At 69.9% G+C, this 21,596-nt stretch carries 20 protein-coding genes and 2 pseudogenes; 11 read left to right on the forward strand and 11 right to left on the reverse strand.

Annotated elements, in window-relative coordinates; translation table 11 throughout:
• Nucleotides 1-284 precede the first annotated feature (284 nt).
• On the reverse strand, nucleotides 285-734 hold the full coding sequence (locus tag ACFTZL_RS18830) for a MarR family winged helix-turn-helix transcriptional regulator (RefSeq protein ID WP_382583732.1): 450 nt from the start codon (nucleotides 732-734) through the stop codon (nucleotides 285-287).
• A 105-nt stretch (nucleotides 735-839) separates the two neighbouring features.
• Here ACFTZL_RS18830 and ACFTZL_RS18835 point away from each other — a divergent pair, with 105 nt between their 5' ends.
• Nucleotides 840-2,642: an ABC transporter ATP-binding protein gene (locus ACFTZL_RS18835; RefSeq protein ID WP_382583735.1), complete on the forward strand. Its 1,803-nt coding sequence runs from the start codon at nucleotides 840-842 to the stop codon at nucleotides 2,640-2,642.
• Nucleotides 2,643-2,685: 43 nt separating this feature from the next.
• The gene (gene mltG / locus ACFTZL_RS18840; RefSeq protein WP_382583738.1) at nucleotides 2,686-3,528 is read left to right on the forward strand and encodes an endolytic transglycosylase MltG; all 843 of its coding nucleotides are present in this window, start codon (nucleotides 2,686-2,688) and stop codon (nucleotides 3,526-3,528) included.
• Between the two features lie 21 nt (nucleotides 3,529-3,549).
• On the opposite strand, the gene ACFTZL_RS18845 is transcribed toward mltG, so the two are convergent.
• The 5 genes from ACFTZL_RS18845 to ACFTZL_RS18865 form a co-directional block, all read right to left on the reverse strand.
• The gene (locus ACFTZL_RS18845) at nucleotides 3,550-4,626 is read right to left on the reverse strand and encodes an NAD(P)-binding domain-containing protein (protein WP_382583741.1); all 1,077 of its coding nucleotides are present in this window, start codon (nucleotides 4,624-4,626) and stop codon (nucleotides 3,550-3,552) included.
• Nucleotides 4,627-4,687: 61 nt separating this feature from the next.
• Nucleotides 4,688-5,716 carry an ABC transporter substrate-binding protein gene (locus ACFTZL_RS18850; protein ID WP_382583744.1) on the reverse strand — a complete coding sequence of 343 codons (1,029 nt, stop codon included), beginning with the start codon at nucleotides 5,714-5,716 and terminating at the stop codon, nucleotides 4,688-4,690.
• A gap of 63 nt (nucleotides 5,717-5,779) precedes the next feature.
• The gene (locus ACFTZL_RS18855; protein ID WP_382583747.1) at nucleotides 5,780-6,520 is read right to left on the reverse strand and encodes an ABC transporter ATP-binding protein; all 741 of its coding nucleotides are present in this window, start codon (nucleotides 6,518-6,520) and stop codon (nucleotides 5,780-5,782) included.
• Nucleotides 6,493-7,362: an ABC transporter permease gene (locus ACFTZL_RS18860; RefSeq protein WP_382583750.1), complete on the reverse strand. Its 870-nt coding sequence runs from the start codon at nucleotides 7,360-7,362 to the stop codon at nucleotides 6,493-6,495. The genes ACFTZL_RS18855 and ACFTZL_RS18860 overlap by 28 nt, the downstream gene beginning before the upstream one ends.
• A 135-nt stretch (nucleotides 7,363-7,497) precedes the next feature.
• Entirely contained in the window at nucleotides 7,498-7,581 is an 84-nt protein-coding gene (locus ACFTZL_RS18865) for a putative leader peptide (protein WP_349817350.1), read from the reverse strand.
• Between the two features lie 122 nt (nucleotides 7,582-7,703).
• On the opposite strand from ACFTZL_RS18865, the gene ACFTZL_RS18870 reads away from it, so the two are divergent.
• Nucleotides 7,704-8,126, forward strand: coding sequence for a secondary thiamine-phosphate synthase enzyme YjbQ (locus tag ACFTZL_RS18870; protein ID WP_382583753.1), 423 nt, complete (start codon nucleotides 7,704-7,706; stop codon nucleotides 8,124-8,126).
• 47 nt (nucleotides 8,127-8,173) lie between these two features.
• Here ACFTZL_RS18870 and ACFTZL_RS18875 read toward each other — a convergent pair.
• The 3 genes and pseudogenes from ACFTZL_RS18875 to ACFTZL_RS18885 form a co-directional block, all read right to left on the reverse strand.
• A pseudogene (locus ACFTZL_RS18875) lies at nucleotides 8,174-8,424 on the reverse strand (transposase); the annotation flags it as partial.
• Nucleotides 8,425-8,499: 75 nt separating this feature from the next.
• A complete protein-coding gene (locus ACFTZL_RS18880) occupies nucleotides 8,500-8,742 on the reverse strand; it encodes a hypothetical protein (protein ID WP_382583756.1) in 243 nt (80 codons plus the stop codon).
• Between the two features lie 8 nt (nucleotides 8,743-8,750).
• A pseudogene (locus ACFTZL_RS18885) lies at nucleotides 8,751-9,202 on the reverse strand (transposase); the annotation flags it as partial.
• A 347-nt stretch (nucleotides 9,203-9,549) separates the two neighbouring features.
• On the opposite strand from ACFTZL_RS18885, the gene ACFTZL_RS18890 reads away from it, so the two are divergent.
• Nucleotides 9,550-10,221: a snapalysin family zinc-dependent metalloprotease gene (locus ACFTZL_RS18890; protein WP_382583759.1), complete on the forward strand. Its 672-nt coding sequence runs from the start codon at nucleotides 9,550-9,552 to the stop codon at nucleotides 10,219-10,221.
• Nucleotides 10,222-10,706: 485 nt separating this feature from the next.
• Here the strand turns inward: ACFTZL_RS18890 and ACFTZL_RS18895 are convergent, their stop codons facing one another.
• Complete coding sequence (locus ACFTZL_RS18895) at nucleotides 10,707-12,443, reverse strand: DUF2264 domain-containing protein (RefSeq protein ID WP_382583786.1); 1,737 nt, start codon at nucleotides 12,441-12,443, stop codon at nucleotides 10,707-10,709.
• Between the two features lie 107 nt (nucleotides 12,444-12,550).
• Nucleotides 12,551-13,315, reverse strand: coding sequence for an SDR family NAD(P)-dependent oxidoreductase (locus ACFTZL_RS18900; protein ID WP_382583762.1), 765 nt, complete (start codon nucleotides 13,313-13,315; stop codon nucleotides 12,551-12,553).
• 115 nt (nucleotides 13,316-13,430) lie between these two features.
• Between ACFTZL_RS18900 and ACFTZL_RS18905 the strand changes: the two genes are divergently transcribed.
• From ACFTZL_RS18905 to ACFTZL_RS18935, 7 genes are all read left to right on the forward strand, one after another.
• Nucleotides 13,431-14,066, forward strand: a complete 636-nt coding sequence (locus ACFTZL_RS18905) for a bifunctional 4-hydroxy-2-oxoglutarate aldolase/2-dehydro-3-deoxy-phosphogluconate aldolase (protein WP_382583765.1) — start codon at nucleotides 13,431-13,433, stop codon at nucleotides 14,064-14,066.
• Nucleotides 14,063-15,007, forward strand: a complete 945-nt coding sequence (locus ACFTZL_RS18910; RefSeq protein WP_382583768.1) for a sugar kinase — start codon at nucleotides 14,063-14,065, stop codon at nucleotides 15,005-15,007. Before ACFTZL_RS18905 ends, ACFTZL_RS18910 begins: the two co-directional genes overlap by 4 nt.
• Nucleotides 15,004-15,912 carry an SMP-30/gluconolactonase/LRE family protein gene (locus tag ACFTZL_RS18915; protein WP_382583771.1) on the forward strand — a complete coding sequence of 303 codons (909 nt, stop codon included), beginning with the start codon at nucleotides 15,004-15,006 and terminating at the stop codon, nucleotides 15,910-15,912. Before ACFTZL_RS18910 ends, ACFTZL_RS18915 begins: the two co-directional genes overlap by 4 nt.
• Before the next feature lie 204 nt (nucleotides 15,913-16,116).
• Complete coding sequence (locus ACFTZL_RS18920) at nucleotides 16,117-17,349, forward strand: MFS transporter (protein WP_382583774.1); 1,233 nt, start codon at nucleotides 16,117-16,119, stop codon at nucleotides 17,347-17,349.
• A 66-nt stretch (nucleotides 17,350-17,415) separates the two neighbouring features.
• Nucleotides 17,416-18,591 carry a mandelate racemase/muconate lactonizing enzyme family protein gene (locus tag ACFTZL_RS18925; RefSeq protein ID WP_382583777.1) on the forward strand — a complete coding sequence of 392 codons (1,176 nt, stop codon included), beginning with the start codon at nucleotides 17,416-17,418 and terminating at the stop codon, nucleotides 18,589-18,591.
• Between the two features lie 104 nt (nucleotides 18,592-18,695).
• On the forward strand, nucleotides 18,696-20,168 hold the full coding sequence (locus tag ACFTZL_RS18930; protein WP_382583780.1) for a hypothetical protein: 1,473 nt from the start codon (nucleotides 18,696-18,698) through the stop codon (nucleotides 20,166-20,168).
• A 38-nt stretch (nucleotides 20,169-20,206) separates the two neighbouring features.
• Nucleotides 20,207-21,532, forward strand: coding sequence for an ABC transporter substrate-binding protein (locus ACFTZL_RS18935; protein WP_382583783.1), 1,326 nt, complete (start codon nucleotides 20,207-20,209; stop codon nucleotides 21,530-21,532).
• Nucleotides 21,533-21,596: the final 64 nt, after the last annotated feature.

Genomic DNA, 21,596 nt, shown 5'->3' on the forward strand with positions numbered 1-21,596 from the left:
GAGCGGCGGCCGCGGCCCGTTTGGCGCGCCGGGTCATCATCAGGCTTCAGCCCTTCAGCCCTTCAGCCCTTCAGCCCCTCAGCACCGTCAAACCGGCTCCTGGCCGCCGGGCGAGGCTGTCGACGCCGCCGGGCTGGCTCCCGGTTGAGCGGCGAGGCTCTCGGTACCGTCCGGCCGGCGCCCGCTTGATCGGTGAGGCTCTCGGCGCCGTCGGGCCGGCTCCCCGCTGACGGGGTGAGGCTCTCAATGCCGCCGGGCCCGCGCCCGTTTGATCGGCGAAGCCCTCAGCAGCGCCGAACCGGCTCCCCGTCGATCAACGTGTCCAACAGCCCCCCGAGCGCCGCGCGCTGCTCCTCGGCCAGTGGCGCGAGGATCTCCTCCGCGGCCGATCTGCGCGCCGCCCGCAGCTCGCGCAGCGCGCCCCGCCCGTCGTCCGTGAGCTCGATGCGGATCACCCGCCGGTTCCCCGGGTCCGGGACCCGCCGCACCTTCCCGCTCGCCTCCAGCGCGTCGACCAGCGTCGTCACGGCCCGGGGCACCACCTCCAGACGCTCGGCCAGATCGGCCATGCGCGGTGGCGAGCCCCAGTGCGCGAGGGTGCGCAGTAGCCGGGACTGGGCCGGGGTGATGCCGAGGTCGCGCTGCTCCAGATGGCGCTTCTGGATGCGGTGGACCCGGCGGGTGAGCCGCAGCAACTGCTCGGCGAGCAGGCCGTCGGGATCGGGCGTGGTCATGCGGGAACAATAACAGGATGCAGTTCATTGTGAGTATAGGTAACAATGAGCTACGATCCGACCCGCCCGGCGCCCGCCGGTGCCGCACCGCTCTCGAAGGAGCCCATGCCTCCCGAACACGAAACCCCCTGGACCCCACCCGACGGCTCGAAGGAACAGCCCCGGCAGGTCCGCCGCATCCTCAGACTCTTCCGCCCCTACCGAGGCCGCCTCGCGATCGTCGGCCTGCTCGTCGGCGCCGCGTCGCTGGTCTCGGTCGCCACGCCCTTCATGCTGAAGGAGATCCTCGACGTCGCGATCCCCGAGGGGCGCACCGGCCTGCTCAGCCTGCTCGCCCTCGGCATGATCCTCAGCGCCGTCCTCACCAGCGTCTTCGGCGTGCTGCAGACGCTGATCTCCACGACGGTCGGCCAGCGCGTCATGCACGACCTGCGCACCGCCGTCTACGGCCGGCTCCAGCGCATGTCCCTGGCGTTCTTCACGCGTACGCGCACGGGCGAGGTGCAGTCCCGCATCGCCAACGACATCGGCGGCATGCAGGCCACCGTCACCTCCACCGCGACCTCCCTGGTCTCCAACCTGACCAGCGTGGTCGCGACGATCGTCGCGATGGTCGTCCTCGACTGGCGCCTGACCGTCGTCTCGCTGCTGTTGCTGCCGGTGTTCGTGTGGATCAGCCGCCGCGTCGGCAAGGAGCGCCGCAGGATCACCACCCAGCGCCAGAAGCAGATGGCCACCATGGCCGCCACGGTCACCGAGTCGCTCTCCGTCAGCGGCATCCTGCTCGGCCGCACGATGGGCCGCTCCGACTCGCTGACCAAGTCCTTCGCCGACGAGTCCGAGGAGCTCGTCGACCTCGAGGTGCGGTCGAACATGGCCGGCCGCTGGCGCATGGCCGTGATCACGATCGTGATGGCCGCCCTGCCCGCCGTCATCTACTGGACCGCCGGCATGGCCCTCCAACTGGGCGGCCCCCAGGTCTCCATCGGCACCATCGTCGCGTTCGTCTCGCTCCAGCAGGGTCTGTTCCGCCCGGCCGTGAGCCTGCTGTCGACCGGTGTGCAGATCCAGACCTCGCTCGCCCTCTTCCAGCGCATCTTCGAGTACCTCGACCTGCCCGTCGACATCACCGAGCGCGCGGACCCGGTCCGTCTCGACCGGGCCAAGGGCGAGGTCCGCTTCGAGAACGTCTCCTTCGGCTACGACGACAAGGGCGGCCCGGTCCTCGACGGCATCGACCTCACCGTCCCGGCGGGCAGCAGCCTCGCCCTCGTCGGCTCCACCGGCGCCGGCAAGTCCACGCTGGGCTATCTGGTGCCCCGCCTCTACGACGTCACCGGCGGCCGCGTCACCCTCGACGGGGTCGACGTGCGTGACCTCGACTTCGACACCCTGGCGCGCGCGGTCGGCGTCGTCTCGCAGGAGACGTACCTCTTCCACGCCTCGGTCGCCGACAACCTGCGCTTCGCCAGGCCCGACGCCACCGACGAGGAGCTGTACCAGGCGGCGAAGGCGGCGCAGATCCACGACCACATCGCGTCCCTGCCCGACGGCTACGACACCGTCGTCGGCGAGCGCGGTCACCGTTTCTCCGGCGGTGAGAAGCAGCGTCTGGCCATCGCGCGCACGATCCTGCGCGACCCGCCGGTCCTCATCCTCGACGAGGCCACCAGCGCCCTGGACACCCGGACCGAGGCCGCCGTCCAGGGGGCCATCGACGCCCTGTCGGCCGACCGCACCACGCTCACCATCGCCCACCGGCTGTCCACGGTGCGGCATGCCGACCAGATCGTGGTCCTCGACTCGGGGCGCGCCGTCGAACGCGGCACGCACGAGGAGCTCCTGGAGCGGGACGGGCGGTACGCGGCGCTCGTACGCCGGGATGCCCAACTGGAACCGACAAGCTGAAGATATGCCAGGTTTGTGGCGAAATGCGGGTTACCGTGCCCGCATGCAGACGAACACTCCGCCACGGAGCACCATGCGACTGACGCGCCGGGGCCGTATCGTCCTCGTCGCGACCGGAGCCGTCCTGGTCGGCACCGCCGTGGCGGTGCCGCTGCTGATTCTGGGGCCCGGGGACGGCGGCCGGACCGCGACCCTGGTCATCCCGGAGGGCTGGCGCGCGAGCCAGGTCTACGCCGCCGTCGACAAGGCCCTCGCCCTGCCCGCCGGCAGCGCGAAGAAGTCCGTCGCGAAGGTCGCCACGAAACTGCCGGACGACGCCCACGGCAACCCGGAGGGCTACCTCTTCCCGGCGACCTATCCGCTCCCCTGGAAGGCCAAGCCGGAGAAGCTCCTGGCGCGGATGGTCGACACCGCGAACGAAAAGTTCAACGGCGCGCCCATCGCCGCGGGGGCGCAGCGCAACGCGATGAACGTCTACCAGGCCGTCACCATCGCGAGCATCGTCCAGGCGGAGGCGGCCACCACGTCCGACATGGGCAAGGTGGCCCGGGTCGTCTTCAACCGCCTCGAACGCGGTATGCCGCTCCAGATGGACTCCACCGTCAACTACGCGCTGGGCCGCTCCACCCTGCGGACGACGGAGAGCGACACCCGGATCGACAACCCCTACAACACGTACCAGCGCATGGGCCTGCCGCCCACACCCATCGCCAACCCGGGCGAGGAGGCGATGCGCGCCGCCGTCAACCCGCCCGCGGGCGACTGGCTGTACTTCGTCACCGTCCGGCCGGGCGACACCCGCTTCACCGCGGACTACACGGAACACCAGCGCAACGTGGCGGAGTTCAACACCCGGGGGAAGAGCCCGGGCACGGCGGCCCCTTAGGGGCGCGGGGAACACGTCACGTCACGCCGCGGCCGACTCGAGCGTCAGCAGTCGCCTGATGTCGCGGACGGCCGTGCGGCCGGCCCGGTTGGCTCCGATCGTGCTGGCCGACGGTCCGTAGCCGACGAGGTGGACCCGCGGGTCGGCGACCGCGCGCGTGCCCTCGATACGGATTCCGCCGCCCGGCTCGCGCAGCCGCAGCGGGGCGAGGTGGTCGACGGCGGGCCGGAAGCCGGTGGCCCAGAGGATGACATCGGCATCGACGTGCCGGCCGTCCTTCCACTCCACCCCGGTGGGCGTGATCCGGTCGAACATCGGCTGCCGGTCGAGCACCCCGTCCTCGATGCCCTGCCGGATCGCGTCGTTGAGCGGCAGCCCGGTGACCGAGACGACGCTCCTGGGCGGCAGCCCCTGCCGCACCCGCTCCTCGACCAGTGCGACCGCCGCCCGGCCCGCGTTCTCGTCGAACGGCCCCTCACGGAAGACGGGCGGGCGCCGCGTCACCCAGGTGGTGGATGCGGCGTACGCGGCGATCTCCAGCAGATGCTGCGTGCCCGAGGCGCCGCCGCCCACCACGACGACCCGCTGCCCGGCGAACTCCTCGGGCCCGGGATACCGCGCGGTGTGCGACTGCCGTCCCCGGAAGGTCTCCTGGCCCGGATAGCGCGGCCAGAACGGCCGGTCCCAGGTGCCGGTCGCGTTGATCAGCGCCCGAGTCGACCACACGCCGTCCGAGGTCTCCACGAGCAGCCGCCCGCCGGAGCCCTCACGCACGGCCCGTACGTCGACGGGCCTCCGCACCCGCAGGTCGAAGGCCCGCTCGTACCGGTCGAAGTACTCGCTGATCACCTCGGCGGACGGCCGCGCCGGGTCCGCCCCGGTGAGTTCCATCCCCGGCAGCGCGTGCATGCCGTGCACCTTGCCGTACGTCAGCGACGGCCAGCGGAACTGCCAGGCACCGCCGGGCCCGGGGGAGTGGTCCAGCACGACGAAGTCGCGGTCCGGCTCGAAACCGGCCCGGCGCAGGTGAAAGGCGCCGGCCAGACCGGCCTGACCGGCACCTATGACGACCACCTCGACCTCGCGTGTGTTGTTCACGCTTCTACCAACCGGCCCGGGGGCAAGGATCTTCCCGCCTGGCCGGTCAGGGCAGCTCGGGTCACGAGCCTTCCGAGGGCCGGGGCGCCGTGGTCGACGGCGGCAGATCGCCGTTGAACCGGGTGTCGGTGAACCGGGCGAAGTCGACCTTGCGCGGGATGAGCTTCAACGCCGTGAACGTGTCGGCGATCTCCTGCTCGGAGGCGATCAGCGGCTTGTCGACCGCGACCTCGACCCGGGTGGTGTAGGTGCGCTTCACCGCCGCCAGTGCCACGTCCTCGGGGAGCCCGGTGTCCTTCGCCCAGACCTTCGCCCACTCCTCCTCGTGGTCGTACACCCACGTGTAGGCGCGCCGCAGCCGCTCCAGGTAGTCCTTGACGGCGGCGGCCTTCTTCTTGTCCTTCAGCGCGTCCGGTGCCGCGACCTGGAAGGTGAGCCCGTTGGTCACGCCGTCGCCGTCGGTCAGCACGCGGCCCTGCTTGGCCTTGAGCACCTGGGAGGTGTACGGGTCCCACACCGCCCACGCGTCGACCTTGCCGGCGGTGAACGCGGCGAGCGCGTCGGCCGGCTGGAGGTACTTGACCTTGACGTCGCTCAGCTTCAGCCCGACCTTCTTCAGGTTCGCGACGAGCTGGAAGTGCGCGGAGGATCCCTGGGCGACGGCGACCGACTTGCCCTTGAGCTGCGCGGGGTTCTTCAGGGACGAGCCGTTCGGGACGAGAAGAGTGTCGCCCTTGGACGTGCCGTGCCACGCGGCCACGACCTTGATCTTCGAACCCGCCCCCGCGGCGAACACCGGCGGGGTGTTGCCGACGCCGCCGACATCGACGGTCTTGGCGTTGACGGCCTCCAGCAGGGGCGGGCCGGACGTGAACGTCGACCAGTTGATCTTGTAGTCGAGGTCCTTCAGTTCCCCGGCGGCCCGCAGGATGGCCTCCGAACCGCCCTTCTGGTCCCCGACGTTGATCGTGACGTCGCCGTGGCCGTCGGTGCCGCCGTCCCCCGTACCGGCGGCCGAGTTCCCGCCGCAGGCGGTGAGCAGAAGGGCGAGGGGGAGGAGCAGGGCGGCGGGGGCGAGGCGTCGTCGCATGGTGGTTCCGTTCGTGTGGGTCGTACGTGTCGTACGTGTCGTACGTGAGGTTCGCGGGGCGGGTCAGGCGGCTTCGGCTGCCGTCGCCTCGACGCCCAGGCGTTCGAGGAGTCCGGCGCGCAGCGCGGCGAAGCGCGGGTCGGCGATGTCGCGGGGACGGTCGAGGTCGATGTGCTGCTCGTGGGCGATGACGCCGTTGTCCATCACCAGGACGCGGTCGGCGAGCAGCACGGCCTCCTCCACGTCATGGGTGACGAGGAGCACCGCGCACCCCCGGCGCTGCCACAGCTCGCCCACGAGCCGCTGGGCCTTGATGCGGGTGAGCGCGTCGAGCGCGCCGAACGGCTCGTCGAGCAGCAGCAGATCGGGCTCGCGCACCAACGCCCGTGCCAGGGAAGCGCGTTGGGCCTCGCCGCCGGAGAGGGTCTTGGGCCAGGCGTCCGAGCGGTGGCCGAGGCCGACCTCGTCGAGGGCCCGCTCGGCGACGGCCCGTTCGGGCTTGCCCGGCAGGCCGAGCAGGACGTTGCGCCACACCTTCTTCCACGGCATCAGCCGCGGTGCCTGGAAGGCGACCGCCTTGCGGCGCGGCACCAGGACGCTGCCCTCGATGTCGCGGTCGAGCCCGGCGAGGATGCGCAGCAGCGTCGACTTGCCGCAGCCGCTGCGGCCGAGCAGGGCCACGAACTCGCCCGGCCGGACGTCCAGTCGCAGGTCGTCGATGACGGCACGGCCGTCGAAGGAGCGGGTGAGCCCGTCGACGTGGACCGCCTGGGGGGTCACCGGCCGGTGAACGTCGGTCGCCATTGCAGCAGCAGCCTTTCGAGGGAGCGGACGATGAAGTCGGCGAGCAGGCCGAGGAAGGCGTAGACGACCAGGCAGACCACGATCACGTCGGTCCGCAGGAAGTCCCGCGCCTGCACCATGAGGAACCCGATGCCGGAGTCGGCGTTGACCTGCTCGGCGAAGACCAGCGCGAGCCAGGCGATGCCGAGCGAGTAGCGCAGGCCGGTCATCGCGCTCGGCAGCGCACCCGGCAGCACCACATGGCGTACGAGGCCCCACCGCGACAGTCCGAGGGACTCCCCGGCCTCGATCAACTGGGCGTCCACGCCACGGATCCCGGCGTAGACGTTGAGGTAGAGCGGGAAGGTCACGCCGAGCGTGATGATGGCGACCTTGGGGGCCTCACCGATGCCGAACCAGATGATGAACAGCGGGATGAGCCCCACGAACGGAACGGTCCGCAGCATCTGCACGGGCGCGTCCACGAGGTCCTCGCCGATCCTGAACAGGCCCGAGAGCAGGGCGAGTCCGGTGCCGACGAACAGGCCGAACAGCAGTCCGCCCGCGACCCGCTGGAGTGAGGTGCCCATGGCCGCGGGCAGTGAGCCGTCGGCGACCATGTCCCCGCCGACCTGGGCGATGCGGCCGGGCGAGGCGAGCACGTCCGGCGGCAACGCCCCCGCGCTGCTGAGGAGTTGCCACAGCACCAGCAGCAGGACCGGGCCGGTGGTGCGGCGCAGCCAGCGGGGGACGCGAGTGCGGCGGGAGGAGGTGGGGACGATGGGCTGGAGATCGAGGGCAGAGGCTGATTCAGGCGAAATATCGGGTGCCGATGACCTCGGCGGGGCATGGCTGATGCTCATGAAGGGGCTCCACAGGGGGAGAGCGGGGGCCGTTGGAGGCACGCCTCGTCATCGCCGCGCCCGCGGGATCAGGGGCGATCGGCGGGCAGGCGCAACGAAGGTGAGGTGAGCGGAGAGTGAGGAGAAGAAAGGGCGTCAGCAGCCGCGGCGACACGCGGCGGAGGCCACCCGCAGCAGGTCGATGTGACCGCGCGTGGTGAGCAGGGCTGAACGCAACATGCGGCTGAACCTAGCCAGGTGGCATGCGCACGGTCAACGGCGTCTCGTCCAGTGGACGCCGGTATCGCCACTCGGTCCGGCATGACCCGGTGAGGCCCCGCGTGTGCGTCAGGATGGGGGGTATGTCAGATGTCTTCACCACCCGAGTTCTGAACGTCACCTCCGGGTCCACGGAGAGGGTCGTCGACATCACCGGCGACTGCGAGTCCTTCCTGCGCGAGGCGGCCGCCGGCCGCGACGGCCTCCTCAACGTTTTCGTCCCGCACGCCACAGCCGGGATCGCCGTTCTGGAGACCGGCGCCGGCAGCGACGACGACCTCCTGGCCGCGCTGCACACGCTGCTGCCCGCCGACGACCGCTGGCAGCACCGGCACGGCAGCCCCGGCCACGGGCGCGACCACGTCCTGCCCGCACTCGTCCCGCCCCACGCGACCCTGCCGGTACTGGACGGCCGGCTGGAGCTCGGCACGTGGCAGTCGGTCTGCCTGGTGGATACCAATAAGGACAATCCCAACCGTCAGGTGCGGTTGAGTTTCCTGGGGTGACCCAGGCCGTTTCTTCTGGGCAGTGCGGCCAGGTAGACGCTGGCGGTCTTGTCGAGGGCTCGTGGCCTGCCTCGTTTTGCGTTTGCGATCTGATCGGCAGGCTGAGGAACGACTGCCCTGATGCCCCGGCGGCGCAAGTGGGCACGGATGGCGCGGGAGGAGTACGCCTTGTCTGCCAGGACCGCCTCTGGGTGATCCTTGGCCGTCCGGCCGGCCGGGACACCCGTAAGCACGCCATGACCTGCGTGAACGCCGGTGCTTCACCCGTCTGGCCCGGTGTGATGTGGAAGGCCAGGGGTCGGCATGAAGTTCAGCGCGTCCGGATGCGCGCGGGGGCATTCTGCGCTTGGCACCCTCATGACGGGCTGGTAGATCAGAGGCCGGTGCCGCTGTCGTCGGACCTGTGACTGCCGACGGCGCCAGCACCGGCCACACGCCCAAGCATGCCGACGATCTGCGCGATGCCTGCCGCGTTGCCGTTGTCGCTGCGTACCGACAGGCAGATGCGGCCGTCACCCCTCCTGGCCGTCCCCATCATCGTCGAGATCGACGGCGTCCGGCTCGCGCAGGGGCTGCAGCAGCCAGAAGCCGAGAGCCCTCCGAGCGCGGACATCATGCCCGCCCCTAGGGGCTGATCCTCCAGATGCCGGCGGCGGGGCGAGGAGTCGTTGTCCGGTGCGGGCGAAGACTCCGGCTGGTGTTCGGCCGCCGTGCTGTTCGAGGCTGAGCTGTCCCTTGAGGGTGTCGATGACGGCCTCGATCCACTGGCGGACACGGGCGATCTTGCCGTGTAGGGCCGGCTCGTCCCTGCGGTCCGGCACCTCGCCAGGTGCACCCCAGACGCTCGGTCAGGAACGCTCGGACTTCTTCCCGGCAAAGCCCTTGTCAGCCAGGATGACCTGCCCGGCCCGGAGGAGGCGGTGGTTGCGTTCCAGCAGCGCGGCCATCACCTCCCGCTCTCCGAGTTTCGGATTGGCCAGGCACCAGGTGACCGGCATGCCCTCCGCTGCGGTGACCGGGTCGAGCCGGAAGCCCCAGAAGAACGGGCAGTGGCTTCGGCACGAGCCAAGCGACGCCCTTCGCCATGGTCGTGGCCGACACGAACATCGGACTCATCCATCTGGGCCGGATGGCGCCGAGCACTGCCTGTCGACGGACGGCGCGAGCGAGTGCGCGTTGAGGGACAAGCCTCCTGCGTCCGCGCCAGCGCGAACTTCGACGGGGCGAGGGGTTCAACTGACCTGCGCCGACTGAGAGTTCGGCCCACCTCCACGGGTAAAGCATGGGTAAAGCTGCGGGATCCTCCGCCCGACTGCCAGTCCTCCTCTGTGGAAACTGCCAGAACGCGCGGGCAGGGGAAGGGCGCTTGGAATCCTGCGTCCCTCTCCCACGCACTGCGCGCGAACTACAAGGAACCCCACACATGAAGCTCCCCAAGTTGGCGCTCGCCACGGCTCTGGGCGTCGGCCTCCTCGCATCCGGTCTGTCCATCGCATCCGCGTCCCCCGACACGTCGGGCGACGGATCCGGGCAGCCGGCGGCGACCGACCTCTACACCGCGGGCAAGGACGACAAGGCCGACACCGACGCGTTCATCCAGGCCGTGCTGAAGTCAGCACTGGCGAAGAAGGAGAACACGACGAAGAGTACGGCCGCCGCCGTCACCGTGACCTACAGCGCCAAGGACGCCCCGCACTTCCGCAAGCAGATCAAGCGCAGCGCCGAAATATGGAACGCGGCCGTGGACAACGTGGAGCTGAAGGAGGGAAGCAATCCTGACTTCACCTACCGCGAGGGCAATGACCCCCAGGGGTCGCACGCGAGGGTCGAAGGCAACGGCAAGGGCTACATCTTCCTGGACTTCGAGCAGACCAAGAAGTTCAGCTCCACCCGGATCACCTCGCACGAGACCGGTCACATTCTTGGTCTGCCGGACGAACGCACGGGCCTGTGCTCGGATCTGATGTCCGGCGGCTCCGCGCCGGCCGATTGCAAGAACGCGAAGCCCAGCGCGGAGGAGGCCGACGAGGTCGACCGGCAGTGGGCCCAGGGCCAGGACGAGTGGGACCAGTGGCTCGCCGCAACTGACCACTGATCCAGGGGATCCGGCGCTGCTGGCCACCGAGGACCGCACATAGTCCGGCGCGCGTAGCGCAGGCCGGGCCCCGCCCCTCGAACAGCCGGCCGATCCTTCAGCCGGCGTGACCTGTTCCGGCGCAGTCGGCCGACGTGGCCGGCGGTGCCGGAACAGGTCTTGCTGACGAGTGCGAGATCGCCATGGGGGTGCCCACGGTATTGTTCGGGACTCTTGCAGTGGCTGTCCTGCTGCCATGACAGCAGCGCCAGCGCAAGGCGGCCGGCTATGGGACCCCCGAGTTGGACAGGGGCACGCACGAGGAGTTGGAGATCCCGAACTCTGTGGCCGGTGCGGTCCGCGCTGCCGGCGTTCTGGTGGAGCAGTCACTGAACTGACCTGCTCGCTCGATACTCGGCAAGATGGTGAAAGCCTGTGGCGACGTGAGGATCGGGAACACGCCCGAGGTGCAGTACGGGGATGACGCGGCAGCACTCCTCACCCGCCTACCGCCACCCTTCGCCGAGCCTGCGGCGCAGAGCCCCTTCGCGCACAGTGACGTCCACGCCCGATGCGTCCAGCCGTACCCCGATCCCGGCTCGACCGCTCCAGTGGACCTCGAGCCCGCCGACGCCGTCCGCTCGCACGGACACCAGCTCGGTCAGCGGCAGCGGATGCGGCTCGGCGGTCAGTCGGGCCAAAGCGACGAACAGAGCGTGCCCCTTCCCCGTGACCCCCTCGACCCCTGCGAGGATGTCGGTCAGGCCGATAGCGGGCAGGAGCTCGGCCCTGAAGCCCTCCCGTGGCGCCCATCCCGTAAGCCGCACCCGCGTACCCGGCGGCGCACCGGCGACAAGAAAGGCCCGTACCTCCACCGCCCCCTCGGCGAGGACCACGTTGGTCACGGTGATGCCGTCGCGCACGGTGTGCCGGGAGGCGATCCACCCCTCACCCGTACCGAGCGGCTCGATCTCCGTCCGGGTGGCGTCCCCGCCGACGAACACGCTGTTGTCGTACGACGGTGCCGGCACGGTCGCGGTCGAGTAGGCCAGGCGCGTGTACAACGGGGCGTAGCGGGTGTCCTCGCTGCCGTGGTTGTGCAGCCGTACCAGGCCGTCCGAACAGGTGGACGCCAGCAGCCAGTTGGGCACGGCCAGGGACGTGACCCGGTCGGCACGCTCGACCTGGGCCGGCTGTTCCGGTGCCGTCCACACCTCGTGGTCCGGCGGCAGCAGCAAGCCGAGGAATCCCTTGCTCGCCCAGTAAGGGGAGGCCGGGCCCGAGTAGGTCTGTACGAGCGACTCGTCGGGTCCGAGCCAGCCGAGTGGCAGGAGGCCTCGCTCGTCGACCGCCCCGCCGTCCAGGAAGTACCGCAGGGCGCCGGAGCCCAGACGCCGTGTCTCGCCGGGGGACAGGGGGGTGTGCCCGGTCAGCGCGCCGAGCCAGAGCGGGGCCGTCGTGGCGAAGCGATAGGTCAGGGAACGGCCCTGGAACACGGGGGCGCCGTCGCCGCCGAAGAGCCGGGCGTAGTCCTCGAGGTGCTGTGACAGCCGTTCGCCGTAGAGGGAGAGCAGCGCGCTGTCGTCGGCCAGCCATGCGTGCAGGACCGGGTACAAGTGCATGGCCCAGCCGTTGTAGTAGTCGAACTTCCGGCCGTGGCCGTCCGTGTACCAGCCGTCGCCCCGGTACCAGTCCTCGATGCGTTCCAGGCCTCGATCGATCGCCTGGCGCGCCCCTTCCGGCCGGTGGCCGATCTCCTGGAGGAAGCCGCCGACGGTGACTGGGAACAACTCCCAGTTGTTCGGCCAGGGTTCTGCGGTGAGCGCGTCCGACAGCCAGTCCGCCGTCCGCTCGCGCACGCGCTGTTCCAGGCGGTCCCACAGGAGCGGCCGGGTCAGCCGCAGGGCCAGAGCGATCGAGGCGGCTTCGACAAGCGGCTGGCTGTGGTCCCTGATCTGCGGCCACACGCCGCCTGGGCCGGCCGCGAGGCCCTCGGCGTAGCGGCCGAGCACGGTCTCGTCCTGGCGAAAGGCTGCCAGCAGCAGTGTGCGGGCATACCCCTCCAGGCCGTCGGAGAGGCGGCCGGCCTGGCTCACATGGCTGCCGGGCAAGTGGTAGAGGGCGCGGTCGGCGGTGGCGTACGGTGCCACGGCGGCGAGCAGGGCATCGGCTGCGGACTCCCAGTGAGCACGGGTGTAGCCGGTGTACGGGCTGGACTCGCGGTCATCGGCGGGCAGTTCGATCACTGTGGTCGCATTCCTTCCGGGGCGGCGGTTGCCGTCGGGGATGGTGTTGTCGTGCGCGGTGGGACGTCTCGTCCTTCAGCGGCGCCGCGGGAGTCGTACCGCCCTCACAGAGGAGGAAGCCCCATCCGCGTCCGGTGCGCGTCCCGCAGCAGGCTCGCGGGGCTCACGGCCGACGCACCGGCGTCCAGGACGATCTCGCTGCCGGTCAGCATCGCCCCGTCCGGTGAGGCGACGAAGGCGACCGTGCTCGCGATCTGTTCGGGCTCGCACAACAGCCGCAGCGGATTGCTCTGGCGCAGCAGTTCGAGATCGCGCTCGCCGTCCAGCCGGGACTCGGTGGCCGGCGTCCGGACCCATCCGGGTGAGACGGTGGCGAAATGAATTCCGTACTGGCCGTAGTCGACGGCGAGTTGGCGGGTGAGTGCTGCGATGGCGCCCTTGGACGCCGCGTAGGCGGGAAGACCCGGTGCGGCCGTCCGGTGCAGGACGGATCCCACCGTGATCACGGCACCGGTACCCGCCGTCATCATGGCGGGCAGAACCTCCCGTACGTACAGGAAGACCGATGACAGATTGACTGTCATGACGGAGTTCCACTCCTCCAGGCTGGATTGGTGCAGCGGCCGGCCCTCGGTGATGCCGACACAATTGACCAGGACGTCCACGGCGCCGCTCGCCGCTTGAGCCACGCGCACCGCCGAAACCACCTCCGCGGCGTCGGTCACGTTCGCGCGTCGATAGGTGACACCCGGGAGTTCGGGGTCGGTGATGTCGACGCCCACGACGCGGAAGCCGTCGGCGACGAAGCGAGCGGCGATGGCGCGGCCGATACCTCCGGCCGCTCCGGTGATCAAGGCGGTGCGGGTCATGGGCGGTGCCTCACAGGTAGCTGTCCGTGTCCCCGGGCAGGGCGAGGAGGGTTGAAGTCGGAGGGGAAGAGTATACGATCTACGAAACTCCCTCAATCGTGCCTCGGAGGCATCCGTGCGACCACACGACTTCCTTTACGCCCTGCAGACCCAGCGCCTCATGGCCATCGTCCGCGGGGCGGACCCCGAGGCGACGCTCACCACGGTCCTGACCCTCGCCCGGACCGGGATTCCGCTCATCGAGGTGTCACTGAGCGGCACGGACGCGGTGTGGGTGATCGAACAGGCCCGCAGTGTTCTCGGGCCGGAGGCGCTCCTGGGGGCGGGCACCGTGGTGACATCCGAGGACGCCTGGCGGGCGGCCAAGGCGGGCGCGGGGTACGTGGTCACACCCGGCCTCAGCGATGCCGTCGGCACGTCACGCGCACTCGGCCTGCCCGTCCTCGCGGGCGCGATGACCCCCACGGAGGTCGCCGCCGCTCTCGCGCAGGACGCCACCGCGGTGAAGCTCTTCCCGGCCGGGGCGGCCGGAGGGGTGGAGCTGCTGCGCGCGCTCCGGGCGCCCTTCCCCGACGTTCCGTTCGTGCCCGTCGGGGGCGTCGACGTCGCCCAGGCGCGCGACTACCTGGCGGCGGGCGCCGTCGCGGTCGGTGTCGGCTCCCCGCTCGTAGGGCGCGCCGCCGACGGTGATTCCAGCGGACTCGCCGGACGTGTTCGCGCCTTCCGTGCCCTGACCGGGGTGGCGGCATGACCGACGTACTGACCTTCGGAGAAGCGCTGGTCACGCTCCGCGCCGACCGCCCGATCCGCAGCGGCGGGGCGCTGCACATGTCCGTCGCCGGAGCCGAGGTGAATGTCGCGATAGGCCTCGCACGCCTCGGCCACCGGGTGCGCTGGGTCGGATGTAGGAGCCGTGACGAGTTCGGAGCGCTGGTGCTGCGCACGTTGCGCGCCGAGAACGTCGACGTGGCGGACGTGGAGCAGGCCGAAGGGCCCACCGGACTGGCTGTCTTCGAATCCCGCATCGCGGATGTCACCCGCGTGTCGTACCACCGGTCCGGTTCCGCCGGTTCGCGGCTGACTCCCCGGCACCTCAAGGCACCCCTGCGTGAGGGGGCCAGGGTCGTGCACATGACCGGCATCACCGCGGCGCTGGGCCCTGGACCTCTGCGGGCAGCGCGCACGGCCGTGTCGGCCGTGCGGGCGAGCGGAGCCACGCTCTGCCTGGACGTGAACCATCGAGCCAAGCTCTGGTCTCGAGAGACGGCTGCCGCCGCACTGCGCCCGCTTGCGGCGCAGGCCGACATCCTGGTGGCGTCCGACGATGAACTCGCCCTTGCCGCGCCAGGCGGCACCGGGACCGAGGCGCAGCAGGTGGAGGCGCTGCTGGAGTGCGGTGTCCGGGAGGTCGTCGTCAAGCGGGGGGCCGAAGGCGCCGAAGCCTTCAACGCCTCGGGTGCCGTTGCTCGCCCCGCCCTCGGCGTGCCCGTGGAGGACACGGTGGGGGCCGGGGACGCCTTCGTGGCCGGCTATCTCTCGGCCTTCCTGGACGGCGAGTCCATCGAGCACCGCCTCGAACGCGCTGTGACCCTGGGCGCGTTCGCGGTCGCCTCCCGAGGAGACTGGGAAGGGCTTCCCGTGCGGGAAGAGCTCGGGCTGGTGCACGCCGTTCCCGGCAGCACGCTTCGATGAGGGCGGCAAGGGTCGCCAGGCGGTGGCGGCCCTGTGTCGCGGACCGATATCAACTTGCCGAAGGTGCCCGGTGGTTCGATGGCCGGCTGTTCTTCGTCGACCTTCTCCGCGGCGCCCTGTACGGCTGCCGGGAGAGCTCCGGTGGCAGGCCGGAGCAGATCCTCGGTCTCGGTATGCCGCTGGGGGCGGTAGCGCCTGCCGCCGTCGGGCGAAGGCGTGGGTGGATCGTCGCGGCCGGCGTCGGCATCGCGCTGACCGACGGCGGCGGCGAATCGGAGTGGCTGGCGCGGCCCGGCGGCAGAGCGGGCCGGGCCATGCGGATGAACGACGGCGCCTGCGATCCGGCGGGCCGATTCTGGGCCGGCAGCATGGAGATCCACGCCGCACGGGACGCGGGCTCGCTCTACCGCACCGACCCCGACGGCACGGTCCACGAGGTGCTCGACGGCCTCACCGTCCCCAACGGGCCTGCCTTCACCGCGGACGGAAGGCTCATGTACCTGGCCGACAGCGCCCGCGGCACCGTCACGCGCTACGCGGCGGACCCTGTCACGGGTGCGCTGGGCCCGCCCGAGCCGTTCGCCGAGTTCACGCTCGCGGAGGGTCGTCCCGACGGCATGACGGTCGACGATCACGGCAACCTGTGGGTGGCGCTGTGGGGCGGGGGGCGCGTCCTGTGTCTGGGACCGGACGGGAAGCGTCTGCGCACCGTGCGCGTGCCCACGCCGCACGTCAGCAGCATCGCCTTCGGCGGCGGCCGGATGTATGTGACGACGGCTCTGCATCGTCTGGAGAGGCCGGGGTTGCTCGACGGTGCCGTGCTCACCAGCGTGACCGCCGTGACGGCGCCACCGGCGCTGCCCTTCGGGCCGACGCGTCCGGCTCATGCCCCGGCCGAGCCGTAGAGCCCCGCCAGTCGCAGGAAGCCGAAGAATTTCCCGCCGCACCTCTGGACGTTATTTCGTATACGGAATACCTTCAGCCTTCGCTGGATGTTCTTCCTGGCGTCCGGTCTTCCTCTCTAGGCGGTGTACGTCCCCATGAGCACGTTCTCGACCCCCAGATCCCCGGCGGTGAGCCGGCCGAAGCCCGCCGGCCGGCGGCGCACGATGGTCGCCAGCACAGTCGGCACGGTGATGGAGTGGTACGACTTCAACCTCTACGGCCTGGCCTCGGCGCTGGTCTTCGGCCCGCTGTTCTTCGGGTCGTCGTCGACCGGCGCGACCCTCGCCTCCTTCGCCACCTTCGCGGTGGGCTTCGCGGCCCGCCCCGTCGGCGGCATCGTCTTCGGCCACATCGGCGACCGGGTCGGCCGCAAGTACGTCCTGCTTGTCACGATGCTGGTCATGGGCCTGTCGACGGCGCTGGTCGGCATGCTGCCCACACACGCCATGATCGGCGTCGGGGCCCCGATCCTGCTGATCGTCCTGCGCATCGCCCAAGGCATAGCGGTCGGCGGCGAGTTCGCCGGGGCGACTCTGCTGACCGTGGAGAACGCCCCACCGGGGCGGCGTGGCCTGTACGGTGCGATCCCCGCGATGGGCACCGGAGCGGGCTTCGTCCTGGCCAGTGCCGTCTTCGGCCTGATCTCCTTGCTTCCCGAGGACGCGTTTCTCCAATGGGGCTGGCGCATCCCGTTCCTGCTGAGCTTCGGCCTGGTGATCTTCGGTGTGTGGGCCCGCCGCGGTATCGAGGAGACGCCCGTCTTCGCCGAGTTGGAGGAGCAGGACGACAAGGTCCGCTTCCCGCTGCTGCACACCCTGCGCACCCAGCCAGGCGCGGTCGTACGGACCATGGGGATCACCGTCTCCGGGTTCGTGTGGGGCTACTTGATCCAGGCGTTCACACTCGCCTACGCCACCAGCACGCTGGACATCCCGAAGTCCACACTGCTGTGGGCCATCGCCCTCGCCGCGACTCTGGAGATCGGGGCGATCCCGCTGTGGGGGCTGGTCTCCGACAAGATCGGCCGACGGAAGACGGTCGCCCTCGGCCTGCTCGCCACCGCCGCGTTCGTCCACCCCTTCTTCCAGCTCCTGGAGACCCGCAGCACTCCGCTGGTCTTCCTCGCCTACGCCATCGCGATGCCGATCTGCAAGGACATGGTCTTCGGGCCCCAGGCCGCCCTGGTGGCCGAGCAGTTCGACGCCAAGGTCCGCTTCAGCGGTGTGAGCACCGGCCGCGAGATCGGTGGCGCGGTCTTCGGTGGCACCGCTCCCTTCATCGGCACCGCCCTGCACGCCTCGACGGGCTCGACCGCCCCGGTCGCCCTGTACGTCGTCGCCGGCTGCCTCGTCACCCTCGTCGCGGTCTTCACCGGGCGCGAGACCGCCCGCGACTGACCGGCACCCGCACCGACGCCGGGCGGCCTCCCGCCCGGCGGCACCATCCACTGGAGAGACCACCTCATGTCCTCGCACCCCGTGCGCATCGCCAAGATCGAGGCCCTGGCCCTGTCCGCCAGCTTCGACGAGCTCTACGACTCACCGGACGACGTGCCCGACTGGCTGCGCTACCCGGCCTCCAGCCACCTCGTCCTGCCACGGCGCGGCCAGTACGCCACGCTGGTCAAAGTCCATGCCGAGGACGGCACGGTCGGCATCGGTGAGTGCTACGGGCTCCCTTCCCCTCAGGTCACCGCAACCGTCGTCACCACCGTCCTCGCACCGCTCCTCATCGGCCAGGACGCCCTCGCGACCACCGCGGTCTGGGAGCGCCTCTACCAGGGCCAGGCGGCCGGCGGCCACAACCGCGGCTTCTACCTGGAGGCCCTGGCCGGGATCGACCTCGCTCTGTGGGACCTACGGGGAAAGCGCGCCGGCGTCCCCGTGCACCGTCTCCTCGGCGGCCCGGTCCGGGAGCGGATCGACTGCTACGCCAGCCCGGTCGCCCTGCACGCCGACCCCGCCGACTCGGCCCGCCAGGCCCTCGGATTCGTCGAGGACGGGTTCAAGGCCCTCAAGGTCAAGATCGGCCGCGGTGAGCGCACGGACCGCGCCCATCTCACCGCCGTCCGCGAAGCGGTGGGCGAGAACATCGACATCCTCACCGACGTGAACTGCGCGTACGACCTCGACCAGGCCACCCGCGTCGGCGGCGTCCTGCGCGACCTCGGCATCTCCTGGTACGAGGAGCCCCTCCAGGTCGACGATCTGGCCAACCTCGGCGAGCTGCGCCGCCGCACCGGCCTCACGATCGTCAATGGCGAGACCCACTTCACCCGTTTCGACCTGCGCGACTCGCTGCTGAACCGGGCCGTCGACGTCTTCATGCCGAACGTCGCCCGTTGCGGCGGCTTCACGGAGGCCACCCGGCTCGCCGCCCTCGCCTCGGCGTTCCATGTCGACATCGCCCCGCACGGCGTCGGTTCGGGAGTGAGTCTGTGCGCGGCGCTGCAGCTCTGCGCGGCCACCCCGAACCTGCGCACCTACGAGTACAACCGCCTGCCCAACCCGATCCGCGAGCACATCCTCACCAACCCGCCCGAGTTCAAGGACGGCGTGCTGACGGTCCCCCAAGCTCCCGGCCTGGGCGCCGAGATCGACGACGACGTCGTCGACCGCTACACGATCGCCCGGTTCTGACACTGCCGGGTCAGCGGCGTCCGGCCACGGGACGGCCGGGCGCCCCAGCGAAGTACTTCCTCCATCCGCCTCTCAGACACCTGGCTTTCAAAGGAGATCGCACAGTGTCCGCACACCGAAGCCGCCCGAGCCGCAGGAAGATCATCGGCGGAATCGCCGCAGCGGGAGCCGCCGCGGCGGTCACCCCCTTCACCGGGGCCTTCACCGCCCAGGCAGCCGCCTCCGGCAGCTACGTCATCCGGTACGACAAGAAGCGTCAGCAGACGATCCTGGGTCTCGGGTTCGAGATCCAGTCCGACTCCATCGGCTCCGACAACAAGGGGCTGCCGAAGGCCGTCAGCGCTGTACCGCACGACCTCACGAAGTCCGAGCGAACCCGGTTCTACCAGCAGATGCTCAAGGCGGGACGTTCGGACCGCGGCTTCCGCTACTGCCGCCTCGCGATGGGCCTCTACTACCGGGGCCTCGACGACTCCCGCCGCCATATGCGCGGGCGCTACCCCGGACAGACCGAGCTGCTCGCGGACATGATCAAGCAGGCCGGCATCGAGGGCACATCCGTCGAGTACTGGTCCCCGGCACCGGCCTTCAAGAGCACCGACTCCTACCTCGGAGGCAGGCTGGCCTCCTTCGCCCGCGCGGACCTCGACGTGCTGGGCGACGCCATGGTGGCCGACCTGGATCACCTCACCGGCAATGGCATCCCGGTGTCCATGTGGGGACTGCAGAACGAACCCCGCCACAAAATCAGCCGGTACTCGCACTGCCGGTACAACGCCGACCAGTACCTGGCAGCCTTCAAGGCCGTGGCGCCGAAGGTCCGCGCCAAGTACCCGGACGTGATGATCATGGCGGACAGCATCGACGGCTGGGAACATGCCATCGGCCGGAAGCTCTCCAAGGACCCCGAGGCCATGTCCCACATCGATGCCTGGACGTACCACCGCATCGGCAACGACAGCAACGAGCAGATGACCAAGAACTTCCGGTCGGGGGCCGCCGGAAAACCGGTCTTCAACAACGAGTTCGAGTACCTGGACAACAAGACCTCGGACACACGCTGCATCAACACCGCTCAGTCGATCATGAACTGGATGGTCTTCCAGGACGCGCCCACGTGGTTCTGGCTTCATGCCCTCAAGCCCATCGCCAACGCCGAGGCGGCCGGCTACTCCCTCGGCTTCTGGCGGCCGCCGTCCGACAAGGACTTCTCCCGCTTCCCGGACCTGAAGCCCGGTCACTGGACCTGGAACCCGCAGAACTGGAACGCCGTCGCGGGCTTCGTGAAGTACATGCCGTGGGACTCCGTGCGCTACATGGTCGACGAGTCGAAGCGACTGTCGGACCAGCGGATCATGGCCTGGAAGACGCCTTCCGACAAGCAGGTGTTCGCGATCACCAACCGGTCCAGGACCGAGTCGTTCACCTACACCGTCGACACCCAGACCTCCGCGTCGTTCGAAGGGCACCGCTACGGCCCGAAGACGAACGACCAGCGGATCGGCTCCGAGAAGGGCCCCAAGCTGACCATCACCGTGCCGCCGCTCTCGATCGAATTCTGGGTTCGCAGCGCCTGACCCCCGCACCTCCTCGCGTTCACATGGGAGAAAGCACCATGGCACGACTCAGACGTCGTTGGCTCATAGCCGTGTCCCTGGCGTCCGCATGCGCGATCACCGCCTCGGCCTGTTCCCCCTCCTCCGGTGGCTCCACCGGGTCGGCGGGTGACGGCAAGGGAACGGTCGAGTTCTGGTCCATGCCCTACTGGATCGGTCAGGACGACAAGGTCAAGGAACTCGTCGACGACTTCAACGCGTCGCAGAGCGATGTGAAGGTCAACCTGACCCAGCTCGAGTGGAAGGACGGCCGCGAGAAGATCAAGCAGGCGATCGCCGCCGGCAAGGGCCCTGATGTGTGGCTCATGAACAACGGCCTCGAACTCGACTACCTCAAGGCCCGGTCCCTCGCCCCGCTCGACAAGCTCGGCTACACCGCCGCCGACACCGCGCGGTTCAGCGACCTCGTCGAGGTCAACGAGTACGAGAACAAGCTGTACGGCGCTCCGCTCTACTTCGACGCCGGCGTCATGCTCTACCGCACCGACCTTCTCAAGAAGTACGGCTACGACAAGCCGCCCGCCACCTGGGAGGAGCTCAAGCGGACCGCCTCGGCGATCACCAAGAAGTCCGCAGCGGACGGCGGCAAGGTCAGTGGCTGGCAGTTCAAGGGCATGGATGACCACGTCAACGCCATCAACTCCACCTGGGAGAGCTTCCTCTGCCAGGCCGGCGGCAGCCTGACCTCGCCGGACCACAAGACGTCGACGCAGCACACCGCAGCCGGCAAGACCACGATGAACTACATGCGCTCCTTCTACCAGGACAAGACGTCCCCGGTGGGAACCAGCGCACTCAACGGGTTCATCGACGGCAAGGTCGCGATGTTCTCCTTCTTCCAGTCCGTCATCGCCAACGTCGAGGCGGGCGGGGACAAGACCAAGGGCAAGTGGGCCGTCGCCCCCATGCCCGAGGGCCCCGAGAGCGGCTGCTCCATGGTCGGCGGCCACAGCCTCGTCGCCAACGCCCAGGGGCAGGACCTCAAGGCCGCCGGCACCTTCATGAAGTGGCTCGCCTCGCCCGGACGCAGTGTGCAGTACATGGACTTCCACGCGATCTTCCCGTACGACCCCGCCAAGATCGATCCATCCGTCAAGGCGACGTACTACAAGAAGATCGCCGGTGATCCGAGCTGGAAGCCCATCCTGGAGCAGGCGAGCCGCAATTCGCCCGACCTGGTCCTCCAGGACCGGCACGGCTGGGCCACACGGTGGGAGGCCCAGAAGTCCGCGATCGTGGCCGGCGTGAACGGCCAGATGCCGGTGGACGAAGCACTGAAGAGCGTCGACGGTGAAGTCGGCAAGGCACTGGACGCGGAGCAGTAGAAACGATGCACACCGCGACCGAGCTTTCGCCGAAGCTCACCGCGGGCCGTGCGGGCGGCCACCG

The organism is Streptomyces sp. NPDC056948 (assembly GCF_042674225.1).
In the GTDB taxonomy this organism is placed as follows: Bacteria; Actinomycetota; Actinomycetes; order Streptomycetales; family Streptomycetaceae; genus Streptomyces; species Streptomyces purpurascens.